Consider the following 20,738-nt stretch of genomic DNA (forward strand, 5'->3'; position numbering starts at 1 on the left):
CGTCATTAATGAGTGGTGCGTGCTGTTTTTTTTGTGTTTCTTATTAATAAAGATCAGATCTCGTCGGGCCAGATTTCCAAAACAGGATCAACAATCTCGCGCAATCCGCCATCCGTCAGCCCTAAATCCGTCAGATGTGGCCCTGCATTACAGGCGAGACAGGTTCCTTCGATCGCTTTAAAGACCCGGTACGGCGGCTCCCAGTCAGCGATCTGCGCGCTAAGCTCGCGAAGGTTTTTAAACTGTGCGGCCAGCACATCTGCGGGTAAATCTGAGAGCATTCCGGCAATCGGCATATCGACACTGGCCAGCAACGTCGCGTTCTGGCTCAGCGCCATACCGCCGCCGCTGGCGGTCAGCTGATTGGCGGCCAGCATCATATCGGCGGGATGACGGCCAATAACCACGAGATTATGTGAGTCATGGGAGTAAGAGGTGGCTATCGCTCCGCGTAATTCTCCCCAGCCTTCCAGCAATGCCATTTTCGGCGTGGCTTCATGACGCCCATGCCGGTGCTGTACCCAAATCAGGCTGAAACCTTCCGGAATTTGTACGACTCCGCTTTTGACTTCCACAATCACTTCGCTCCATTGCGTGAAGCGAGCGCCCTTGATGTTACGTAAGCGCGCCTTACCATTTTTCAGTCCGGGGATTTTTAAATGAAAATCAGCTTCGGCCACTTTTTGCAGACGCATGGTGTCGCGTGGCGGGATAACGTCACTGGCGGCAGCGGGGCTGAATAACATTTTCCCGTGTTCTGCAACGCAGTTTCCGGCGACATACACTTTGCGCGGGTTGAGCGTCTCAAGAGAGTCGAATGCAATAATGTCAGCAGTGCGGCCTGCGGCAATCAGCCCGAGGTCTGAGCGGCGCATACGGATGGCGGCGTTAAATGTTGCCATTCTCAACACGTCTTCAGCACGTAAGCCAAAGGAGATCAGCAGTTTGACCAGCGCGATCAGTCCGCCTTTTTCCAGCAGATGATCCGGTGGCACGTCGTCAGTACACAGCGTAATTTGCGAGGAAAGATGCGGTAAGGCCAGCAGAGCGGCAGCAATATCCGGCAGCAGATAAGGATGAGAACCACGAATTTGCAGAGTCAGGCCTGCGCGCAATTTCTCCAGCGCATCTTCCGCCGAGGTCAGTTCATGATCGGAAGTCACACCTGCCGCCAGATAGGCCTGGAGCTGCTCGTCTTTAAGCCCGCGCGCATGGCCTTCGATCAGTTTGCCGCTGCGTAATCCGGCATCAAGGATTTCCATCATGCGTTCGCTGCCGTTCAGCACGCCATACATATCCATGACTTCCGCGACGCCGGCAACTTCCGGCCAGCTCAGCATGGTTTGCATTTCCTGGCCTTTGAAATCCGCTCCCGACATTTCCAGACCCGGCGTTGAGGGCACGCTGGAAGGCGCCGCGCAAATCACACGTAATGGCAAACCCCGGCTGGCTTTAACGGCGTACTCAACGCCGGCCACGCCCAGCACATTTGCCAGCTCATGAGGATCCCAAAACACGGTTGTCGTCCCCTGAGCGACAACGATCTCCGCATATTTTTCAGGGGGCAGGTGGGAGCTTTCAATGTGAACATGGGTATCGATAAGGCCGGGTGAGAGATAATGACCTGATAAGTCATCAATATTTTCCGACCGGGTAAATTTTCCACGCGGGTGGACACTGGCAATCATGTGACCGACCAGACCCACGTCTGCATCACGGATCTCACCCGTCACCATGTCGACGATCTTTGCGTTGATCAGCAAATGGTCAAAAGGAATTTTCCCTAATGCGGCATCAATCGCCCGCTGGCGTAAGGGCAGGGAAGCGAGGTTCTCGGTCATAGCAGTTTCCGGATTTGCAGAATGATGTGGCTAATGTAGGGAGAGGAAGGGGCTTTGCACAGATGATTTATTTTATCCGATTATAAGATGCGGTTATGCTGGGCAAACGTTTTCTATTTTGACCGGAACCTCTGCACATTATGTCTGAACCCTGGCGTCGTCTGCCTGCGCTGTCTCTCAAGCAAATTCAATATTTTGTGACGCTGGCGCAATTGCGCAGTTTTACTGAAACGGCGAACCGGCTGGCAATCAGCCAACCTGCGTTAAGCAGTGCGCTGCGACAAATTGAATCCGTGTTGGGTGGGAAGTTATTGCACCGGACGGCACAGAACGTCAGTCTCACTGAGCAGGGTGAAGCTGTGCTGCCGTATGCAGAACGCTTATTGAATACTGCTCACAGCGTGTTCGATGATATGCAGCAAATTATGCACCAGGGCGGAGATGGAACTTTACGTATCGGATTAGTGCCTTCAGTCAGCACATTATTATTTCCGGCGGTGCCACAATTATTATCTGAATATTTCCCTGATATGCGTGTGGAATTCCATGACCTGACAAATGACGCATTATTATTGGAACTCGAGAACGGTTCTGTTGATTTTGGTATCGGCGCTACCGACAGTACCGTACCGGAATCGATAGCAATATATCCGCTGCTCGAAGATCCGTTTGTCGTGGTGATCAGGCGTGATGATGCGCTGGCAGAAGGGCATAACATCCCGTGGCGGCAACTGGCAAAAAGAGACATTGCGTTGTTTTCAAAAGGGAATGTGAGCAGGCTGGTGACGGCGATGAATGAGAGTCATCGTCTGAATTTACGCGTCAGTTACCGGGTAGATTTTCAGGAAACGTTATATGGATTGGTGCGGTCGCGCATGGCATTAGCGATTTTACCGGAATTATACACGGCAACGCTGAACGATAATGAATTAACGGTCATTCACTTGCAGCAGCCGATGTTAAGTCGAACGGTCGCTATGATGCGTAAACCGGTTCCATTACGATCGGCAAAAACAGAACAGTGTTTTCAATTTCTCTTAAAGACGTTTCATCAACGAATCAAAGAAAAGAATGAAAGAGTGCTGTGAGGGAAATTGTTTAACAACGCTAACGTAGTATTGCTGAAATAATAAACACTGAGCCGCACGATAATTCGGCTCAGTGCAAGCACTTAGCGTACAAACTTCCATACGGCAACGGGGATTTTATCGTATAGCTTATTCATCGTCAGTTCAGCCAGACGATGGTCAGCTGCCGAGTAAAACAATTCGAGTTCGTCGTCGGAAAGCTCATACTTATTTTTTTCAATAACACGTTCAAGCGTATCAATAGTGGTGCATTTTCTTAAACGCATCAAATAGTCGATTTTGTTCATCGTAGCCTTTTCATTTTGTTCTGATGACAACATATAAATTATTACTCAAGTCTTCATTAGGGTACAGATGTAGTCCCCTGAGAACATTCTGAATAATCGCTTTTTGGTCTTTTGCCATTGGCGTAAATCAGAATCGTTAATTCCATAATTACTGAAGAGGGTGTAGGTATCATCCAGATACTCTTCAACCAGATCACTTAAATGGTTATCGTCGGGGTACTTAATTTTAAAACTCATCACAAAAGATGCAATGTGTTCTATCAGTTCGTTGAGTTGCAGGTTAACAGCTGATGTAGGGTCATTGACCCAACCATGATGACTGTCACCCAGTGTCGCAATCCCTTCATCATACAACATTTCATTCAGGAATCGTAACTGAGCGATATCGTGCCGCTTAGGCGAGTACTCATCCATATCATCCCCTCCGTAATGGTTTATTCGGTGTTGATAACACTCTGTGAGTAAACAACAAAACTTAATGGCTTACAGGAAACAGCTCTCACTACACTTTTTAAGAACTACACATCATGAGTTAAACATCATTAACAATCACAATAAAACGGACTCAGACAGGAGGTTTTACATGGGATAATTCTACAGTCAACGGTTTAAATATAATTCATTTTTAGAACGCTGTGCAAACGTATTACTCAAACTTACAATTCGTCTGAAGTTGTTCCTCTGGACATATCAATAATATCAAACTCAAGCCCTTCAGGGGTGACTGAGAATGTGACATTTTGCGTTGTGAATTCATCAGCATTAATGTCCAGGCATCCATTGAAAATCGTCCATTTGAACCTGTAACTCATTGAATATATGCTTTCGCCTGTTTGAGTTATAGACACGATTTCCATGGAATTCGGCTCATAACGGGCATTTTCAGAAAAATAAGATAAATCGCCAATTAAAGGTTCTTCAATTTCAGATAAAGAACGTTCAATAATCTCTTGTAACGTTTTAAGAGACGGATTTTGCCCATAAATATTACCGGGAATGATTTTCCGCACGCCTTTTATCCTCTAAACCTGTATCTCTTCATTATTACATACTTTGAGTATTCTGTGGATTTAGTGGAAAAAAAAATTTCCAATGCCTTTACGCATAGTCAGTTGATTTTCATCATGTTTAGGATATGTACATTATTTTTTACCCTTTTCTTACAGTTTTGGGGGACTTCACCCCGTTAAGAAACTGAAACAGTTCATGTATTGATAAAAATGCCCTCATGTGATGTTATATTATAACTATTTGGGGGCGCCATGACTAAAACACTCTTTACCATTTCTTCGCCACTACGCTGCATGGGAGTTTTGGCCGTGCTCGTTGTTCTCTGGACCGCAATTTACTGGGCGATTTCGCTACCATGATTCTCGTTAACAACCTTGAAGTCGGCTATGACCGCCGCGCTGTTGCCATGCCGCTAAGTGGACGATTTTTAACGGGTTCGCTGACGGCGGTGATTGGCGCGAACGGTGCCGGTAAATCAACTTTCTTAAAAACAGTGGCAGGCCTGCAACAGGCGATTACGGGAGATTTTACTTTCAGTCAGGGCCAGCGGCCGCGCCTGGTCTACTTACCTCAGCAGACTGAACTGGATCGCGGATTTCCCATCAGCGTTGTGGATCTTGTCGCCATGGGGTGCTGGCCGCAGAGCGGTTTATTTGGGGGTATTAACCGGCAGTCGGCGGCAAATGTTGCGCAGGCGCTGGAAACCGTTGGCATGACCGGAATGGAACATTACCCGGTAGGTTCGCTCTCCGGCGGACAGCTGCAACGCACCTTGTTTGCCCGCTTGCTGGTCCAGCAGGCGCCGCTGATTATGCTTGATGAGCCTTTTACCGGCATTGACAGCCAGACCACCGCGCTGTTGTTAAACGTGATTGCGCAATGGCATCAGGAAGGTAAGACCGTCATCGCGGTTTTGCATGATATTTCTATGGTAGCGCGGCATTTTCCTGACGTGCTCTACCTCAGTGCTCAGCAGAATCTGTGGGGAAGCGCCCGCGAGGTTCTGAGCCATTTCCCCAACCCGTCGCATGCCTGTGTCTCGGTAGAACCTTTCGCCCTGGCGGCGGGAGTCGCAAATTCATGATGCTTTTCCATTTGCTTGCCGACCCGTTTATTGAATTCGGATTCATGCGCCGGGCTTTGATTGCGTGTATTGCGTTATCGATAAGCGCCACGCCTTTGGGTGTTTTCCTTCTGTTACGTCGCATGAGCCTGGTGGGTGACGCGCTTTCTCATGCCGTTTTACCGGGCGCGGCGATCGGTTATCTGATTTCGGGTATATCACTGGTGGCTATGGGCATTGGCGGATTTATTGCCGGGTTGGCGGTCGCGATGTTGTCGGGGCTGGTGAGTCGTAAAACGCAATTGAAAGAAGATGCCAGCTTTGCCGGGTTCTATCTTGGTTCGCTTGCTCTGGGCGTCACCTTGGTGTCGTTGCGGGGGTCGAGCGTTGACCTGCTGCATGTGCTTTTTGGCTCCATTTTGGCCATCGATTCTTCCGCGATGATCATGGTTGGGATCATCAGCAGCGCGTCATTACTGATGCTTGCCTGCATTTATCGCGCACTGGTGATTGAGTCTTTTGACTCGTTATTCTTGCGGGTCAGCGCCGGAAAATGGCTGGCGGTGATCCACGGCATTTTTCTGGCGCTGGTGGTGATCAATCTGGTGGCCGGTTTTCAAATCCTCGGCACGCTGATGTCCGTCGGGTTGATGATGTTACCCGCGGCCAGCGCGCGATTCTGGGCACGGGATTTACCTCACACTCTTCTGAGCGCGATGATTATCGGCATCCTCTCCAGCGTTGTCGGGCTGATCTGGTCTTATTACGCCTCATTGCCCGCCGGACCGGCGATCGTCCTCAGCGCAACGGTGATTTTCTTTATTTCAGTATTATTTGGAAGGCGGGGCGGGATGTTAACGGCCTCGCGTTGTTAGCAGTAAAACAATGAAAATGCAGTACCACAATTAAGGGGACATGATGAAAGTATTACCTGTATCACTCGCAGTAGCTGCCCTGCTGTCGAGCCCGCTGGCGATGGCGAAAACCGTGAATGCGGTCACCAGTTTTTCTATTCTGGGTGACATTGTTCAGGAGGTGGGAGGCGAGCACGTGAAGGTCACTTCGCTGGTGGGACCGGATGGTGATCCGCACAGTTTCGAGCCCTCGCCGAAGGACAGCAAAGCCATCAACGCCTCTGATGTCGTTTTCGTCAGTGGCTTAGGGCTGGAAGGTTGGATCGATCGTCTGGTGACGGCATCGGGCTACAAAGGCCATCTGGTGACCGCATCTGAAGGTGTCAATTCCCGTAAAATGGAAGAAGACGGAAAGCAAATCACGGATCCACATGCCTGGAACAGTATGGCAAATGGTGTGATTTATGCGACTAACGTGATGAATGCGTTGATCAAAGCCGATCCGCAAGATGCTGATTATTTCCGTCAGCGTGGTAAGGCCTACATTGAACAACTGCAAAAACTGGATTCGTGGGCGAAAACCGAGTTCTCCGGTATTCCTCAGTCAAAACGTAAAGTCCTGACAAGCCATGATGCTTTCGGTTATTTCGGCCAGGAATATCATGTGAGTTTTATGGCGCCGGTTGGCTTTTCAACTGAATCGGAAGCCAGCGCCAGCGGTGTGGCGTCTTTGATTAAGCAGATCAAAGATGAGAAGGTAAAAACCTATTTCATCGAGAATCAGACCGATCCGCGCCTGGTGAAGCAGATTGCTGCCGCCAGCGGAGCACAACCGGGTGGGGAGTTGTATCCGGAAGCGCTGTCAGGGCCACAAGGCCCGGCAACGACTTACGTCAAAGCGTTCAAACATAACGTTGAGACCATTGTCGCCAGCATGAAATAAGATCTACCCTCCCCACAGTTTGTACGTGGGGAGATTTACATCATGTCTTAGCATAGAAAAAGCCCCGTCGGGCAAGCGACGGGGCTTTTGTTTTTTCAGGCGTAAGGCCGTATGAGACAGCGCTTAGCGTTTTTTCTTCTTGCCTTGCACGGCTTTAAACCGTGGATTGCTTTTGCAAATCACATAAATCCGTCCTTTACGACGAACAACGCGGCAATCCGGATGACGTTTTTTAGCCGAACGTAGTGAACTCAGAACCTGCATAAAAATTCTCCCTGATGCTGATTACTTCTTACCGAGGAAGCTGCCGAAACGCTGGTTGAAGCGTGCGGTGCTGCCTTCTTTTGAATACTCTTTCTGCTTACCGGTGTAGTACGGATGCGATGCGGAAGACACTTCAATAGTGATATAGGGGAAAGTGACACCTTCCAGATCAATGGTACGGTCAGTCGAGATGGTCGAACCGACTTTGAAGTATTCGTTAGCGCTGGTGTCGTGAAATACAACCGCGCGGTAAGCAGGATGGATAGCGGGTTTCATAATGCCTCTAAATGTTATGTTATACTATAACAATAAGTATGCACCCATCTGTTTTCATGTTCAAGCATCAGACGAAAAAAAAGGCCGCATAAGCGGCCTTTCGTCAGGGTAGGGGATCCGGTTACAGCGTCGGATGCTCTACTTTATGCGTATGTTCAATGTCTTCATTCTTCTTACCGAAGCGGCGGCGAACCACCACGAAGAAGACCGGAACAAAGAAGATCGCCAACAGCGTTGCCGTGATCATCCCGCCCATAACGCCGGTACCTACGGCGTTCTGAGAACCGGAACCTGCGCCGGAGCTGATAACCAGCGGCATTACACCGAGGATGAAGGCCAGTGACGTCATCAGTATCGGACGCAGACGCATACGGACGGCTTCCAGCGTTGACTCGATCAGCCCTTTACCTTCTTTATCCATCAGGTCTTTGGCGAACTCAACAATCAATATGGCGTTCTTCGCTGACAGCCCTATGGTGGTTAACAGACCCACCTGGAAGTAAACGTCGTTGCTCAGACCGCGCATCGTTGCTGCCAGAAGCGCACCCACAACACCGAGTGGAACGACCAGCATGACCGAGAACGGAATCGACCAGCTCTCATACAACGCCGCCAGACACAGGAAGACGACAATCAGCGAGATAGCGTACAACGCCGGAGCCTGGTTACCGGATAAACGTTCCTGATAAGACAGACCCGTCCAGTCATAGCCGATGCCGCTTGGCAGTTTAGAAGCCAGAGACTCCATCATCGCCATGGCATCACCACTACTCTTGCCCGGAGCTGGCTGACCAAGGATTTCCATCGATGGCAAACCGTTATAACGTTCCAGACGCGGTGAACCGTATTCCCATTTCGCGCTGGAGAACGCGGAGAACGGCACCATCTGACCCGCGCTGCCGCGGACGTACAGATTGTTAATGTCCGAAGGCAACATGCGGTACTTGTTTTCAGCCTGCACGTACACTTTCTTCACGCGACCACGGTCGATGAAGTCGTTGACGTAGCTACCACCAATCGAAGCACCTAACGTGGTGTTGATGTCGGAAATAGACACGCCAAGCGCCGTAGCTTTTTCCTGATCAATTTCGATTTTATATTGTGGAGTATCTTCCAGACCGTTCGGACGAACCTGAGTCAGCAAGTCCGGATGCTCAGCAATCATGCCCAGCAACTGGTTACGTGCCTGCGTCAGTTTGTCATGCCCAAGGTTAGCCTGGTCAATCAGCTGGAAGTCGAAGCCTGTCGCCGTACCCAACTCAACAATTGCCGGTAAGTTGAACGGGAACACCAGTGCATCTTTAATGGTGCTGAATGCGCCCATTGCACGGCCTGCAATCGCAGGAACTTTGTTTTCAGCGCCGCTACGCTCAGACCAGTCTTTAAGACTGACGAACGCGATACCGGTGTTCTGACCACGACCCGCGAAACCAAAGCCGTTAACGGTAAACACGGAGTTCACGTTGGCTTTTTCTTTCGTCAGATAGTAATCGCTGACTTCATCGAGCACTTTCTGTGTACGTTCCTGGGTCGCACCTGCAGGCAACTGTGCCATGGTCAGGAATACGCCCTGGTCTTCTTCCGGAAGGAAGGAGGTTGGCAGGCGAATGAACAGGAATGCCATGCCGACAACGATCAGCAGGTAAATCACCAGATAACGACCCGTGCTGCGCAGAATGTTACCCACGCTGTCGGTGTAGTGGTGCGTACTTTGCTCAAATTTCTTGTTAAACCAGCCGAAGAAACCTTTCTTCTCGTGGTGCTCGCCTTTAGCAATCGGCTTAAGCATGGTCGCACAAAGCGCCGGCGTCAGAATCATTGCCACCAGAACCGACAGCACCATGGCAGATACGATGGTGATGGAGAACTGACGATAGATAACCCCGGTCGAACCGCCGAAGAAGGCCATCGGGATGAATACTGCGGACAGCACCATCGCGATCCCCACCAGTGCACCCTGGATTTGCTCCATGGATTTCTTGGTAGCTTCTTTCGGTGGCAGCCCATCTTCAACCATGACGCGCTCGACGTTCTCGACCACGACGATGGCGTCATCGACGAGCAAGCCTATCGCGAGCACCATCCCGAACATCGTCAGGGTGTTTATCGAATAGCCAAACGCAGAAAGGACGGCAAACGTACCGAGCAATACCACCGGAACGGCAATCGTTGGGATCAGCGTTGCGCGGAAGTTTTGCAGGAACAAGAACATCACCAGGAATACCAGGACGATGGCCTCGAACAGTGTTTTACCCACTTCTTTAATCGAGATTTTTACAAACGGCGTGGTGTCATAAGGATAAACAACTTCCAGGCCTGCCGGGAAGAACGGCTGCAGTTTAGCCAGCGTTGCCTTAACCGATGCTGCTGTATCAAGGGCGTTCGCGCCGGTCGCCAGTTTGATACCCAAACCGGAAGCAGGTTGTCCGTTGAAGCGGGCAATAACGTCGTAGTTTTCACCACCCAGTTCAATCTTCGCCACGTCTTTCAGGCGAACCTGAGAGCCGTCCTGATTCACTTTCAGAATGATTTTACCGAACTCATCGGCGGACTTCAGACGTGTCTGCGCCACGATAGAGGAGTTCAGCTGCTGACCAGGAACCGGCGGTGTACCACCGAGCTGACCTGCTGCAATCTGGTTGTTCTGGATTTTAATGGCATTGATGACATCAACCGGCGTCAGCTGGAAGTTGTTCAGTTTGTTTGGATCCATCCAGATACGCATTGCGTACTGAGCACCAAACAGCTGAACGTCACCTACGCCTGATGTACGGCTGACCGGGTCTTTGATGTTCGAACCCACGTAGTCGGCGATATCATCCTGCGTCATTGTGCCGTTATTAGAAATAAAGCCTGCGACCATCAGGAAGCTGCTGCTCGATTTCTCTACGGAAATACCCTGTTGCTGAACTTCCTGCGGCAGCAACGGCGTTGCCAGCTGCAGTTTGTTCTGAACCTGAACCTGTGCGATATCCGCATCGGTACCGGAAGCAAACGTAAGAGTGATCTGGACAGTACCTGAAGAGTCACTGGTCGACGACATGTACATCATGTTGTCGATACCGTTCATGTTCTGTTCAATAACCTGGGTGACCGTATCCTGAACCGTTTGCGCATCGGCGCCCGGATAAGTTGCGGTCAGCTGGATAGCCGGTGGCGCAACCGTTGGATACTGTGCGATAGGCAATTTAAGAATTGCCAATGCCCCTGCCAACATGATGATGATGGCGATCACCCATGCAAAGATGGGACGATCTATAAAAAACTTAGCCATGAATTACCGGCTCCTATTAAGACTTCGTCGCTGTATCGGATGCAGCTGCTTTTTGATCAACTTCCTGTGCAGTAACCTGTACGCCCGGCTTAATTTTTTGCAGACCTGTTACGATGACTTTATCGCCACTTTTCAGGCCATCGGTCACAACCCATTTATCGCCGATTGCTTGTGTGGTCGTCACGGTACGAAGCTCAACTTTGTTGTCAGCACCAATCACCATCGCCGTTGCATCACCACGTGGGTTACGGGTAATACCTTGCTGAGGAACCAGCAGAGCGTTGTTGTTTACGCCTTCATCCAGACGCGCGCGCACAAACATACCTGGCAGTAGTGAGTCCTGTGGATTCGGGAAGATGGCACGCAGCGTAATAGAGCCCGTGGTTTCATCAACAGTCACATCAGAGAATTCTAATGTACCCGCCTGTGAATATTCCTTACCGTTGTCCATCAGCAGTTTGACTTGTGCTTTACCGTTGGCTTGTTTCAGGGAGCCGTCAGCCAGTTCCTGTTTCAGACGCAGGAAATCGTTGCTCGACTGAGTCACGTCAACGTAGATAGGATCGAGTTGTTGCACGGTCGCCAGCGCAGTCGCCTGACCGTTTGACACCAGCGCACCTTCAGTCACAGACGAAATACCGATACGTCCGCTGATAGGGGAGGTGACTTTGGTGTATGCCAGATTGATACGGGCGGTTTCGACGGCCGCTTTAGCACTGACCACGGCAGCATCAGCTTGCGCAGCGGTTGCGACTGCGGTGTCGTAATCTTGCTTACTGATGTAGTTGGTGCCGAGCAGAGGTTTGTAGCGATTCACGGTCACGCGGGAAATCTGTGCGTTGGCCTGAGCTTTAACCAGATCGCCTTTAGCGCTGTCATACGCGGCCTGATAAGTGGCTGGATCAATTTGATATAAAGAGGTGCCAGCTTTGACTTCGCTGCCTTCAACAAAGTTGCGTTTCAGAATGATACCGCCAACTTGCGGACGTACTTCAGCAATGCGGAAAGCAGCAGTACGACCTGGAAGTTCGGTAGTCACATTCAGCGGTTCAGTTTTCAGGGTAACGACGCCAACCTGCGGAGCATGGGGTGCGCCTTGTTGAGCTTCTTTATCGTTACATCCTGTAAGTGCTATGCTTCCGGATAGCATCAGAACTACCGCCAGAGGCGTTAACCCTCTGTTTTTGTTCATAAATAAACCTCAAGTGTCCGATTTCAAATTGTCCAATGGATCACAACATTCCAAATCCATTGCTGCGCTTTTAGTATGTGCATGCTATGTTACATACATTCAAGAATGTATGTAAATCAAACTCCCCTGAAAGATAAACCTATGGCACGAAAAACCAAATCACAGGCGCTGGAAACCAGACAACAGATTCTGGATGCTGCTGTGCGAGAGTTTTCTGCCCGTGGGGTATCGTCGACATCACTGACTGATATTGCGAATGCAGCCGGTGTGACGCGGGGCGCAATTTATTGGCATTTCAGGAACAAAGTAGAACTGTTTAACGCGATTTGGGAAGCCTATGAATCCCGTATAAAAGTGCTCGAAGTAGAGTATCAGACAAAGTTTCCGAATAATCCACTGCGCATTTTGCGCGAAATCTTAATTTACATTCTTGTTTCTACGGTGACCGATACACAACGTAAAGCACTGATGGAGATTATATTCCATAAATGTGAATTTGTTGGGGAGATGACGTCGGTACACGAAGCGCGCAAATCACTTTATATGGAAGGGTACGGTAAAATTGAACGTATTCTGCTGCGCTGCATAGATGAAAAACAGTTGCCCGCCGAACTGGATACCCGCCAGGCGGCCATTATCCTGCGCGCTTACATCACGGGTCTGATGGAAAACTGGTTGTTTATACCGGAAAGCTTTGATTTAGAAGCCAATGCCGGCAGATTCATCGATACCTATCTTGATATGCTTCGCCATTCCTCCTATCTCATTGCAACTAAAACGCCGCATTAATCATTTCTGTTAAAAATAATAAGCCTGCAATCTTTATCCCTTATTCTGTGTAAAATATCGCCCCCTGCATGTTGTATTCTGAAACGCTTTTCCCCTTCCTTTCAGACTGAAGGCTGCTATTGTCGTCACCATCTATTCATTCGGTAAATGAGTTGAAGTTTACGTATGTTGATCCGGTTTCTGACCGCACCTTCTGACCGCACATTAACCCGGAAAAAACACGGGATAATTCGTATTTACTCGCTCATTATGTGCGCAGCACTTTTACTTTTCTCGCTTCCTTCTCTGGCGGCAAGTAACGATGTTCCCTCCCGCAATGAAGTGCAAAACCAGCTCGATACCCTTAACCGGCAAAAAAATCTCACGCCGGTTGATAAATTGTCACAACAGGATTTGATTCACACCCTCGAGTACCTTGATGCGCTGGATCGCGTGAAGCAGGATGCCACGCAATTGCATCAGCAGGTGACCGAAGCGCCGCAGAAATTGCGCGCGGCAATGGACGGGCTCGATCAACTCAAAAACAGCGCGAAAGACGACGTGAATAAAGCGCAGCTTTCTTCTCTGGCCCTGCGTCAGCTGGAAAACCGTCTTAACGATACCCTCGACGATCTCCAGTCTTCACAGGAAGATCTCTCGACGTTCAACACCCAGTTAATCTCGCTGCAAACCCAGCCGGAAAGGGTACAGAACGCCATGTATTCCTATTCCATGGCCATCCAGAAAATCCGCAATCAGCTTAACGGGATGTCGCCAGGGCAGCAGGATTTACGTAATACGCAGCAAACCATGCTGGTGACCCAGCAGGCATTGCTGAATGCGCAGATTGATTTGCAACGTAAAAGTCTTGAAGCCAACACCACGTTGCAAGATTTACTGCAAAAACAACGTGATTACACCAATGCGCATATCAATCAGCTAGAACATACCGCTCAGTTATTACAGGAGGTGGTGAACGGTAAACGCCTGATCCTCTCCGAGCGCACCGCGAAAGAAGCCCAGACGCCGGACGACACCTCCAATATCCAGAACGACCCGCTGGTGGCGCAGGAGCTGGACATCAACCGCAAGCTGAGTGAGCGTCTGATTGCCGCGACCGAAGAGGGCAATCAGCTGGTTCAGAACAACATCACGGTGAAAAACTGGCTGGACCGTTCAGCGCAGGCGGAGCACGACCTGAAAGAACAGATTAACGTGCTAAAGGGCAGCCTCCTGTTGTCGCGCATCCTTTATCAGCAGCAGCAAAATACCATCCCGCCTTCAGGGCTGGTGACCGACATGAGTACGCGTATTGCAGATTTACGCCTCGAACAGTTCAAAATTAACCAGCAGCGTGATGCGCTGTTTCAGGGTGACAGCTACATTCAGGGCGTGGTCAGCAACAGTAAAGAAACCATTAATGAAGATATCAGCGACGCGTTGGACCAGATCGTCGATATGCGCCGTGAATTGCTGGATCAGCTGAATAAACAGCTCGGTAATCAGCTTTCGCTGGCGATTAATTTGCAGATTAATCAGCAGCAGTTGCTCAGCATCAACCAGTCTTTGACGGAAACGCTGACGCAGCAGATTTTCTGGGTAAGCAGTAATAAGCCGATGAACTGGGAGTTCATCAAATCGCTGCCCGGTGACGTCAAAAACCAGCTGAGCAGTCTGAGCATCAGCATTCCCCGTGGCGAGCTGATGCTGGGCGCGATTCACTCGTTGCCGGTCACCGTTCCGTTGCTGGTGGCGAACCTTGTGCTGCTGTGGCGAAGAAAATACATCAATCAGCGGATCGAAAGCCTGAGTAACGATGTCGGGCAGCTCAGGCGCGACAGCCAGATGCACACGCCGCAGGCGCTGTTGCTGATGGTGCTCAACGTGTTGCCGGGCGTATTGCTGATGCTCGGTGTTGGCTACTGGTTTTCGCAGTGCGATATCGCACTCAACGACTTCTTGTGGACGCTCTCGCAGCGGCTGGCCGTTTTCCAGCTGGTGATGGGATTCTGCTATCGCATACTGAAACCCGGTGGAATCAATGAGCGCCACTTCGCGATGCCCGCGACGACGTGTGCGCATTATCGCCGCTCGGTGATCCGCCTGAGTCTGGTGATGTTGCCACTGATTTTCTGGTCGGTACGTGGTGAAAAAGCGCCGCTCGGTCTGGTGGATGACATCATCGGTCAGGTGGTGATTTTCCTGACGCTTATTGCGCTGACGGTGCTGGTCTTTCCGATCGCGCGCGACGGCTGGCGAGATAAAGACTCACACAGCATTCGTCTGGTCATGGTGACGGCCATCGCGCTGGCGCCGGCTTTCCTCGTCGGGCTGGTGGTCACGGGGTATTTTTACACCACACTGCGTCTGGCCGGGCGCTGGCTTGACAGCCTGTATCTGCTGATATTCTGGAACATTATCTACCTTACCGCGCTGCGCGGACTGAGCGTGGCGGCACGGCGTCTGGCGTACCGACGTGCGCTGGCACGGCGTCAGACCACGGCGGTCAAAGACGGCGTGGAAGGAAATGAACCGGTCGAAGAACCTCCCCTGGGGCTGGATCAGATCAACCAGCAGTCATTGCGACTGACCACCATGGTGCTGTTCTTTATTTTCGCCTCGGTGTTCTATTGGATCTGGTCGGATTTACTGACGGTCATCTCGTATCTCGACAGTATTTCGCTGTGGCATTACTCCGGCACGGTCGCGGGCACGGTGACACAGCAAACCGTGACGCTGGGGAATTTACTGCTCGGCTTCCTGGCGGTAATTGTCGCTTATGTGCTCACGCGTAACTTACCGGGCTTGCTTGAAGTGGTGGTTCTCTCGCGGTTGCAACTGCGGCAGGGCACCTCGTACGCAATTACGACGATCCTCACCTATTCGATCACGGTGATCGGTGCCGTGACTGCGCTCGGATCGCTCGGTGTCTCCTGGGACAAATTACAATGGCTGGTGGCCGCGCTGTCGGTCGGTCTTGGTTTCGGCTTACAGGAAATTTTTGCCAACTTCGTCTCCGGCCTGATCATCCTGTTTGAGCGGCCAGTACGTATCGGCGATACCGTGACTATCGGCAGCTTCTCCGGCACGGTCAGCCGGATCCGGATCCGCGCCACCACCATCACTGACTTTGATCGCAAAGAAGTGATTATTCCCAACAAAGCCTTCGTGACCGAAAGGCTGATCAACTGGTCGCTGACAGATACCGTGACCCGCGTGCTGATAAAAATCGGCGTGGCGTACGGGTCAGACCTCGACAAAGTGAAAGAGATTTTATTGCAGGCGGCGCATGAAAACCCGCGGGTAATGAACGATCCTTCGCCGCTGGTATTTTTCCTTAACTTCGGCGCAAGCACGCTGGATCATGAATTGCGCGTGTATGTCCGTGAATTGGGTGACCGCAGTTACACCGTCGATGAGCTGAACCGCAGCATTGATAAACTTTGCCGTGAAAACGGCATCAATATCGCCTTCAATCAGCTCGAAGTGTATCTGCATAATCAGGACGGCAATGAAATTCAGGAAGTGAAGCGGATGATGAGGCAGCCGGGAGATGAACCGGACGCGGTCACGCAAGGTTAGGCAGGAGGTGCAAATCAGGGGAAAGTATCAGATCCCCTGACCAGCCACACGTCGGCGCTCAGCGAGGCTGGCGGTTTACAGATAACTCACTGAAAGCGAACTTTTGCTGTTTTTCAGCTTTTCCTGATAATCGCGCTGCACAATTTCCAGTGCGGCAAGGGCGGTTTCAGGGGCGATTTCATTGCACTCGAGCAGGTAAATCAGATCGACAGCAAGCTGAAGTTCGGGAGGCGCATTTTCTACTGACATATTGGCCAACATTATAATTAGCAGGTTTTGGACTTATCATTATAGATAACAAAAGGCCGGGTTAGCAGGCCGGATTAAAAAAATGTGATAAAGATTCAAAAACCTTTTTCCTGTCTTTCAATCTGACGCTCGATTTTTGCCAGCGCCTGGCGGCAACGCATAAGCCGTCCCTCTAATGCCGCCAGCTCCTTTTGTACGCGTTGCTGATCGCTGAACGTCGACAGTTGTCCCAGCGTCGTTTCCCGGTCCTCAATCATCGCAATCAGCCGACGCTCAAACTGCTGTGTTTCCGCCAGTTTGGTGTAGTTATCATGACTTTTACGTTCCGGGGTCTGATGCGTTTTACGCAGGGTCTGGGTGGCGAGTTCGCGTTGCATGGCGGTGATTTGTGCCACCAGCCGCTCTGCGATAAAAGCCACCTGAGCGGAACGCTTTTCTGCCACTTCCTGATTCAGCTGACGCAAATTATTTTTGATTTCTGCCAGATAATCCCGCAAACGTGTGCCTTTGGTGGAAAAAAGGGCGATATCGAAGCGCGCCTGCGTGGCGGAGACATGGCCGATAGGTTCAATTTCCCGCGACAGTGTTTCGATCTGCTGATCAAGGACATGTAAAATTCGTTCTGTGCTCACGGGAAATCTCCATTGATAGTTCGCAAATATGACAGCTTTGCCGCGTCAGTTTACACTGGCCGGAGCAATACTTGCCGTGGTTTATCCGAATTAAAAGGAATTGAATGAAACGCGTACTACTGATTATCGCTGGCTGGATCTGCGTGGTGCTGGCGACGCTGGGTGTGGTGCTGCCATTACTGCCCACCACACCGTTTCTTTTGCTGGCCGCCTGGTGTTTTGCCCGTTCGTCGCCGCGTTTTCATCACTGGCTGCTGCACCGTTCCTGGTTCGGTGGCTATCTGCGCCACTGGCAACAACATCGCGCATTGCCGAAAGGGGCAAAACCCAAAGCGGTTGCCCTGATTCTGGTCACTTTCGCCGTCTCGATATATTTTGTGCCGTTATTATGGGTGCGTATTTTATTGCTCTGCATGATGTTTATGCTGCTGTTTATGATGTGGCGATTACCAGTGGTTGACCTTGAGCAATAAAAAAGGCGATCATGTCCGGCTGCGGGTTGCTTTTTAAAGCGGCTTTGCATAGATTTGGGCATCTCGTACGTCGGTGCGCTCCCAATTTCCTTCCTTAGACGACATGCTTTTTACAAGGCATGACGGGGGACATTTGACCGCCCGCGTTTAAGTATGAACAGCAGCTATATCAGGCAATGACATTATGACCGCTACCGCACAGCAGCTTCAGTTTATTAAAGACAGTATTAAAACCATCCCTGACTACCCTAAGCCAGGCATACTGTTCCGCGACGTCACCAGCTTGCTGGAAGACCCGAAAGCGTACGCTGAAAGCATTAAATTACTGGCCGATCGTTACCGCGATGCCGGTGTCACCAAAGTGGTGGGCACCGAAGCACGTGGTTTCCTGTTTGGCGCCCCGGTGGCATTGGTTCTGGGCGTAGGCTTTGTGCCCGTGCGCAAACCGGGTAAATTACCGCGTGAAACCATCAGCGAAACCTACGATCTGGAATACGGCACTGACAGTCTGGAAATCCACGTGGATGCCATTCAGCCGGGCGAAAAAATTCTGGTGATCGACGATCTGCTGGCAACGGGTGGCACCATTGAAGCCACCGCGAAACTGATCCGCCGTCTGGGTGGGGAAGTGACCGATGCTGCTTTCATCATCAATCTGCCGGAACTGGGCGGTGAAAAACGCCTGAACTCCCTGAACATTCACTGTTACAGCCTGGTTTCTTTCGACGGGCATTGATTGATATAAACAGTTGATGTGAACTGGCCTCGCCGTTAACGCGAGGCCTTTTGCTTTCTGCGTTACTCTTTTCCGTTTTCTCCCGCCCAGACCACCATCACTTTATCGTCATCATGCTGACGGCTGAAGGCGTAATATTGTGCCGTCTGCTGCGATTTCTGTACCCCTGCGCCGACCGCCGGATGCCGCTCCCTGAATATGCCCAGCTTTTGCCAGTGCGTGAGCAGCGCCTGTTTCGCGCCGGTCAGTTCATGCCAGTTCATGTCTGATCGCGTTCCCTGCAAAGGGTCCGAGCCCGTCGGGCCAGACTGTCGTCCGCTTTCGTCGCCGTAAAAGATCTGTACCGCGCCGGGTGCCAGCAGGAGCACATCGGCAGCGCGTTGCTGCAAAGACAGAGATCCTTTGGCATCAGCCGCAAAAAACAGCCGGGTATCATGGGATGAGAGATAACTCAGCACATTAAATTCCTGCATTTTTTCTGCCATCTGCTGATAAGTTGCATCGATATTGGCAAAACAGCTCAGCGCCGCCGCGGCCTGATCCTGAAAATCAAAGTTAATCATTGCGTCAAAGCCATTGTCGTAATAATCACTTTTCATTACGCCGTGACCCCAGGCTTCACCGGTCATCCAGAATGGCGTGTCATCCAGCGCCTGGGACGGATTGGCGGCTTTCCACTGTTTCAGCGCTTCGGCTGAGCGGGCTTTAAGTAAGGCCAGCGTCGGTTTTTCCACGTGTTTAGCGGTATCGACACGGAATCCGTCAATGCCGTAATCCCGTACCCACTGGCTGAGCCAGGTCACCAGATAATCACGCGGCGTTGCCCCCGGAATTTCACGGGCGGCGGTATCAGGTTTGTGACGATAGAAAACGGGCAGGCCGCTGGCTTGTGTGGATTCGGTTTTGATATCCGGCAGGAACGCCAGCGACATGGTCAGATCGTCATAACCGGGTGAGTCATAATCGCCAATGTCGGTGCGGATCCATTTTTTGCCCCACCACGTGCTCCAGCCGTCTTTGTCGCTGAAATTGATGTCATCATTAAAACTGTGCCAGTTCTGGCCGGGGCCGGGTTTCCAGTCGGTCCAGTTTTTGCCGAGCGTTTTTTCGATGTCGCTGCCTTTCAGATATAACGAGCCGAAATGATAGGTTTGCATATCCGCCAGCGTGGCGTAGCCAGTGTGATTGACCACCACGTCAAACAAAATGCGGATCCCGCGTTTATGGGCCTCGCTGACCAGTTTTTGCAAGTCCTCGCCGGTGCCCATATTGGCGTCCAGTTTTGTCCAGTCGAGGGTGTAATAGCCGTGATAGGCATAATGCGGGAAATCACCTTTGGTGCCGCCGCCGACCCAGCCGTGGATTTGTTCCAGCGGAGAACTGATCCACAGCGCGTTGACGCCCAGTTGTTGCAGATAATCCAGCTTGCCGGTCAGCCCGGCCAGATCGCCCCCGTGGAAGGTGCCGATTTCCTGCATTCCGTCACTGTGACGGCCATAGCTGTGATCGTTATCCGGATTGCCGTTTTCGAATCTGTCGGTCAGCACGAAATAGACCGTGGCGTTTTTCCAGCTAAAGGCGGCGGTTTTTTTGTGCTCCGCAGATTCGAGCAACAGCAGGCCGCCGCTGGCCGGATCGGGTGTCATCGTGATGTGACCGCCGGTGACCTGTGCGGTCTGGCCGGAATAACAGTCGCGCACCGTTTCGCCGTCGGCAAATGTGCCGGAGACATCGACGTTCAGCGGTTTGCCATCCCATCGCGGACAGGTTTTTGTCACGGCGGCGACACTTTCCTGCACCGTTTTCAGGCTCAGCTGAAGCGTGGGGGTGCCGCTGCGGGTATCAATCCGCACCTGATAATCGCCTGCGCGGAACTGTTTCCAGTTAACCGGTGCATTGTTTTCACAAGGTTGCAGCGACAGCATCTCGTTAAGCTTTACCGCGCCGGTGGGTTGCCAGCACTGATTATCCTGATGTAATTCCAGTGCGCGCTGACCTTTGGGTAGCGCGGCGTGGCTGATGAATATTCCGCTCACCGGTTCGGCAAACGTGGGGAACCCTTGCAGCGTCCAGCTGTGGGCAGCAGGGGAAACGAGCAGTAATAACGGCAGTGTCAGGCGTTTCATGGCTCTCCTTACGCGGGGCAGGAAGCATTATCGGAACAGAGGTGAATTGAGTGTAATCAGTGCACAAAATTTGCCCTCA

The 20,738-nt window shown here is 51.2% G+C and carries 19 protein-coding genes; 8 read left to right on the forward strand and 11 right to left on the reverse strand.

The window, feature by feature from the left end; genetic code table 11:
- Positions 1-53: 53 nt before the first annotated feature.
- Complete coding sequence (locus ABSH60_RS14810) at positions 54-1,841, reverse strand: adenine deaminase C-terminal domain-containing protein (RefSeq protein WP_390974571.1); 1,788 nt, start codon at positions 1,839-1,841, stop codon at positions 54-56.
- Between the two features lie 140 nt (positions 1,842-1,981).
- Between ABSH60_RS14810 and ABSH60_RS14815 the strand changes: the two genes are divergently transcribed.
- On the forward strand, positions 1,982-2,929 hold the full coding sequence (locus ABSH60_RS14815) for a LysR family transcriptional regulator (protein ID WP_056771135.1): 948 nt from the start codon (positions 1,982-1,984) through the stop codon (positions 2,927-2,929).
- A gap of 83 nt (positions 2,930-3,012) precedes the next feature.
- Here ABSH60_RS14815 and ABSH60_RS14820 read toward each other — a convergent pair whose 3' ends face one another.
- From ABSH60_RS14820 to ABSH60_RS14830, 3 genes are all read right to left on the reverse strand, one after another.
- Entirely contained in the window at positions 3,013-3,216 is a 204-nt protein-coding gene (locus tag ABSH60_RS14820; RefSeq protein ID WP_056771138.1) for an HHA domain-containing protein, read from the reverse strand.
- Positions 3,217-3,261: 45 nt separating this feature from the next.
- Positions 3,262-3,630, reverse strand: coding sequence for an Hha toxicity modulator TomB (gene tomB / locus ABSH60_RS14825; protein ID WP_056771141.1), 369 nt, complete (start codon positions 3,628-3,630; stop codon positions 3,262-3,264).
- 242 nt (positions 3,631-3,872) lie between these two features.
- Positions 3,873-4,226, reverse strand: coding sequence for a hypothetical protein (locus ABSH60_RS14830; RefSeq protein ID WP_056771146.1), 354 nt, complete (start codon positions 4,224-4,226; stop codon positions 3,873-3,875).
- 356 nt (positions 4,227-4,582) lie between these two features.
- Here ABSH60_RS14830 and ABSH60_RS14835 point away from each other — a divergent pair, with 356 nt between their 5' ends.
- From ABSH60_RS14835 to ABSH60_RS14845, 3 genes are read left to right on the forward strand one after another with little or no spacing between them, the layout of a single operon-like run.
- A complete protein-coding gene (locus ABSH60_RS14835) occupies positions 4,583-5,311 on the forward strand; it encodes an ATP-binding cassette domain-containing protein (RefSeq protein ID WP_390974574.1) in 729 nt (242 codons plus the stop codon).
- The gene (locus ABSH60_RS14840; RefSeq protein ID WP_390974576.1) at positions 5,308-6,165 is read left to right on the forward strand and encodes a metal ABC transporter permease; all 858 of its coding nucleotides are present in this window, start codon (positions 5,308-5,310) and stop codon (positions 6,163-6,165) included. Before ABSH60_RS14835 ends, ABSH60_RS14840 begins: the two co-directional genes overlap by 4 nt.
- Before the next feature lie 43 nt (positions 6,166-6,208).
- Entirely contained in the window at positions 6,209-7,087 is an 879-nt protein-coding gene (locus tag ABSH60_RS14845) for a metal ABC transporter solute-binding protein, Zn/Mn family (RefSeq protein WP_390974578.1), read from the forward strand.
- A gap of 123 nt (positions 7,088-7,210) precedes the next feature.
- Here the strand turns inward: ABSH60_RS14845 and ykgO are convergent, their stop codons facing one another.
- The 4 genes from ykgO to ABSH60_RS14865 form a co-directional block, all read right to left on the reverse strand.
- A complete protein-coding gene (gene ykgO / locus ABSH60_RS14850) occupies positions 7,211-7,351 on the reverse strand; it encodes a type B 50S ribosomal protein L36 (protein ID WP_015698299.1) in 141 nt (46 codons plus the stop codon).
- 21 nt (positions 7,352-7,372) lie between these two features.
- Positions 7,373-7,627: a type B 50S ribosomal protein L31 gene (locus ABSH60_RS14855; protein WP_390974580.1), complete on the reverse strand. Its 255-nt coding sequence runs from the start codon at positions 7,625-7,627 to the stop codon at positions 7,373-7,375.
- A 121-nt stretch (positions 7,628-7,748) separates the two neighbouring features.
- On the reverse strand, positions 7,749-10,901 hold the full coding sequence (acrB, locus tag ABSH60_RS14860) for a multidrug efflux RND transporter permease subunit AcrB (RefSeq protein ID WP_056771158.1): 3,153 nt from the start codon (positions 10,899-10,901) through the stop codon (positions 7,749-7,751).
- A 16-nt stretch (positions 10,902-10,917) separates the two neighbouring features.
- Positions 10,918-12,093, reverse strand: coding sequence for an efflux RND transporter periplasmic adaptor subunit (locus ABSH60_RS14865; protein ID WP_056771160.1), 1,176 nt, complete (start codon positions 12,091-12,093; stop codon positions 10,918-10,920).
- 141 nt (positions 12,094-12,234) lie between these two features.
- Between ABSH60_RS14865 and acrR the strand changes: the two genes are divergently transcribed.
- Both acrR and mscK read left to right on the forward strand, forming a co-directional pair.
- Positions 12,235-12,882 (forward strand): multidrug efflux transporter transcriptional repressor AcrR, encoded by a 648-nt coding sequence (acrR, locus tag ABSH60_RS14870; RefSeq protein WP_056771163.1) that lies wholly within the window; start codon positions 12,235-12,237, stop codon positions 12,880-12,882.
- 165 nt (positions 12,883-13,047) lie between these two features.
- Positions 13,048-16,443 (forward strand): mechanosensitive channel MscK, encoded by a 3,396-nt coding sequence (mscK, locus tag ABSH60_RS14875; RefSeq protein WP_390974583.1) that lies wholly within the window; start codon positions 13,048-13,050, stop codon positions 16,441-16,443.
- 75 nt (positions 16,444-16,518) lie between these two features.
- Here mscK and rsmS read toward each other — a convergent pair whose 3' ends face one another.
- Complete coding sequence (rsmS, locus tag ABSH60_RS14880) at positions 16,519-16,692, reverse strand: pleiotropic regulatory protein RsmS (protein WP_072158052.1); 174 nt, start codon at positions 16,690-16,692, stop codon at positions 16,519-16,521.
- A 95-nt stretch (positions 16,693-16,787) separates the two neighbouring features.
- On the reverse strand, positions 16,788-17,324 hold the full coding sequence (gene priC, locus ABSH60_RS14885) for a primosomal replication protein PriC (RefSeq protein ID WP_056771173.1): 537 nt from the start codon (positions 17,322-17,324) through the stop codon (positions 16,788-16,790).
- A 104-nt stretch (positions 17,325-17,428) separates the two neighbouring features.
- On the opposite strand from priC, the gene ABSH60_RS14890 reads away from it, so the two are divergent.
- Together ABSH60_RS14890 and apt are read left to right on the forward strand one after the other, a co-directional pair.
- Complete coding sequence (locus tag ABSH60_RS14890; protein ID WP_390974587.1) at positions 17,429-17,797, forward strand: DUF454 family protein; 369 nt, start codon at positions 17,429-17,431, stop codon at positions 17,795-17,797.
- Positions 17,798-17,981: 184 nt separating this feature from the next.
- A complete protein-coding gene (gene apt, locus ABSH60_RS14895) occupies positions 17,982-18,533 on the forward strand; it encodes an adenine phosphoribosyltransferase (protein WP_056771179.1) in 552 nt (183 codons plus the stop codon).
- A 62-nt stretch (positions 18,534-18,595) separates the two neighbouring features.
- On the opposite strand, the gene ABSH60_RS14900 is transcribed toward apt, so the two are convergent.
- Positions 18,596-20,659, reverse strand: coding sequence for an alpha-amylase (locus ABSH60_RS14900; RefSeq protein WP_390974589.1), 2,064 nt, complete (start codon positions 20,657-20,659; stop codon positions 18,596-18,598).
- Positions 20,660-20,738 lie beyond the last annotated feature (79 nt).

It is taken from the genome of Rahnella sp. R3(2024), from assembly GCF_042920125.1.
GTDB lineage: Bacteria > Pseudomonadota > Gammaproteobacteria > Enterobacterales > Enterobacteriaceae > Rahnella > Rahnella rivi.

Excerpts from the sequence above, each read along its gene's own strand:
- ABSH60_RS14810 (WP_390974571.1), bottom strand. The coding sequence starts at position 1,841 with ATGACCGAGAACCTCGCTTCCCTGCCCTTACGCCAGCGGGCGATTGAT.
- ABSH60_RS14815 (WP_056771135.1), top strand. The coding sequence starts at position 1,982 with ATGTCTGAACCCTGGCGTCGTCTGCCTGCGCTGTCTCTCAAGCAAATT.
- ABSH60_RS14820 (WP_056771138.1), bottom strand. The coding sequence starts at position 3,216 with ATGAACAAAATCGACTATTTGATGCGTTTAAGAAAATGCACCACTATT.
- tomB (WP_056771141.1), bottom strand. The coding sequence starts at position 3,630 with ATGGATGAGTACTCGCCTAAGCGGCACGATATCGCTCAGTTACGATTC.
- ABSH60_RS14835 (WP_390974574.1), top strand. The coding sequence starts at position 4,583 with ATGATTCTCGTTAACAACCTTGAAGTCGGCTATGACCGCCGCGCTGTT.
- ABSH60_RS14840 (WP_390974576.1), top strand. The coding sequence starts at position 5,308 with ATGATGCTTTTCCATTTGCTTGCCGACCCGTTTATTGAATTCGGATTC.
- ABSH60_RS14845 (WP_390974578.1), top strand. The coding sequence starts at position 6,209 with ATGAAAGTATTACCTGTATCACTCGCAGTAGCTGCCCTGCTGTCGAGC.
- ykgO (WP_015698299.1), bottom strand. The coding sequence starts at position 7,351 with ATGCAGGTTCTGAGTTCACTACGTTCGGCTAAAAAACGTCATCCGGAT.
- ABSH60_RS14855 (WP_390974580.1), bottom strand. The coding sequence starts at position 7,627 with ATGAAACCCGCTATCCATCCTGCTTACCGCGCGGTTGTATTTCACGAC.
- acrB (WP_056771158.1), bottom strand. The coding sequence starts at position 10,901 with ATGGCTAAGTTTTTTATAGATCGTCCCATCTTTGCATGGGTGATCGCC.
- ABSH60_RS14865 (WP_056771160.1), bottom strand. The coding sequence starts at position 12,093 with ATGAACAAAAACAGAGGGTTAACGCCTCTGGCGGTAGTTCTGATGCTA.
- acrR (WP_056771163.1), top strand. The coding sequence starts at position 12,235 with ATGGCACGAAAAACCAAATCACAGGCGCTGGAAACCAGACAACAGATT.
- mscK (WP_390974583.1), top strand. The coding sequence starts at position 13,048 with ATGTTGATCCGGTTTCTGACCGCACCTTCTGACCGCACATTAACCCGG.
- rsmS (WP_072158052.1), bottom strand. The coding sequence starts at position 16,692 with ATGTCAGTAGAAAATGCGCCTCCCGAACTTCAGCTTGCTGTCGATCTG.
- ABSH60_RS14890 (WP_390974587.1), top strand. The coding sequence starts at position 17,429 with ATGAAACGCGTACTACTGATTATCGCTGGCTGGATCTGCGTGGTGCTG.
- apt (WP_056771179.1), top strand. The coding sequence starts at position 17,982 with ATGACCGCTACCGCACAGCAGCTTCAGTTTATTAAAGACAGTATTAAA.
- ABSH60_RS14900 (WP_390974589.1), bottom strand. The coding sequence starts at position 20,659 with ATGAAACGCCTGACACTGCCGTTATTACTGCTCGTTTCCCCTGCTGCC.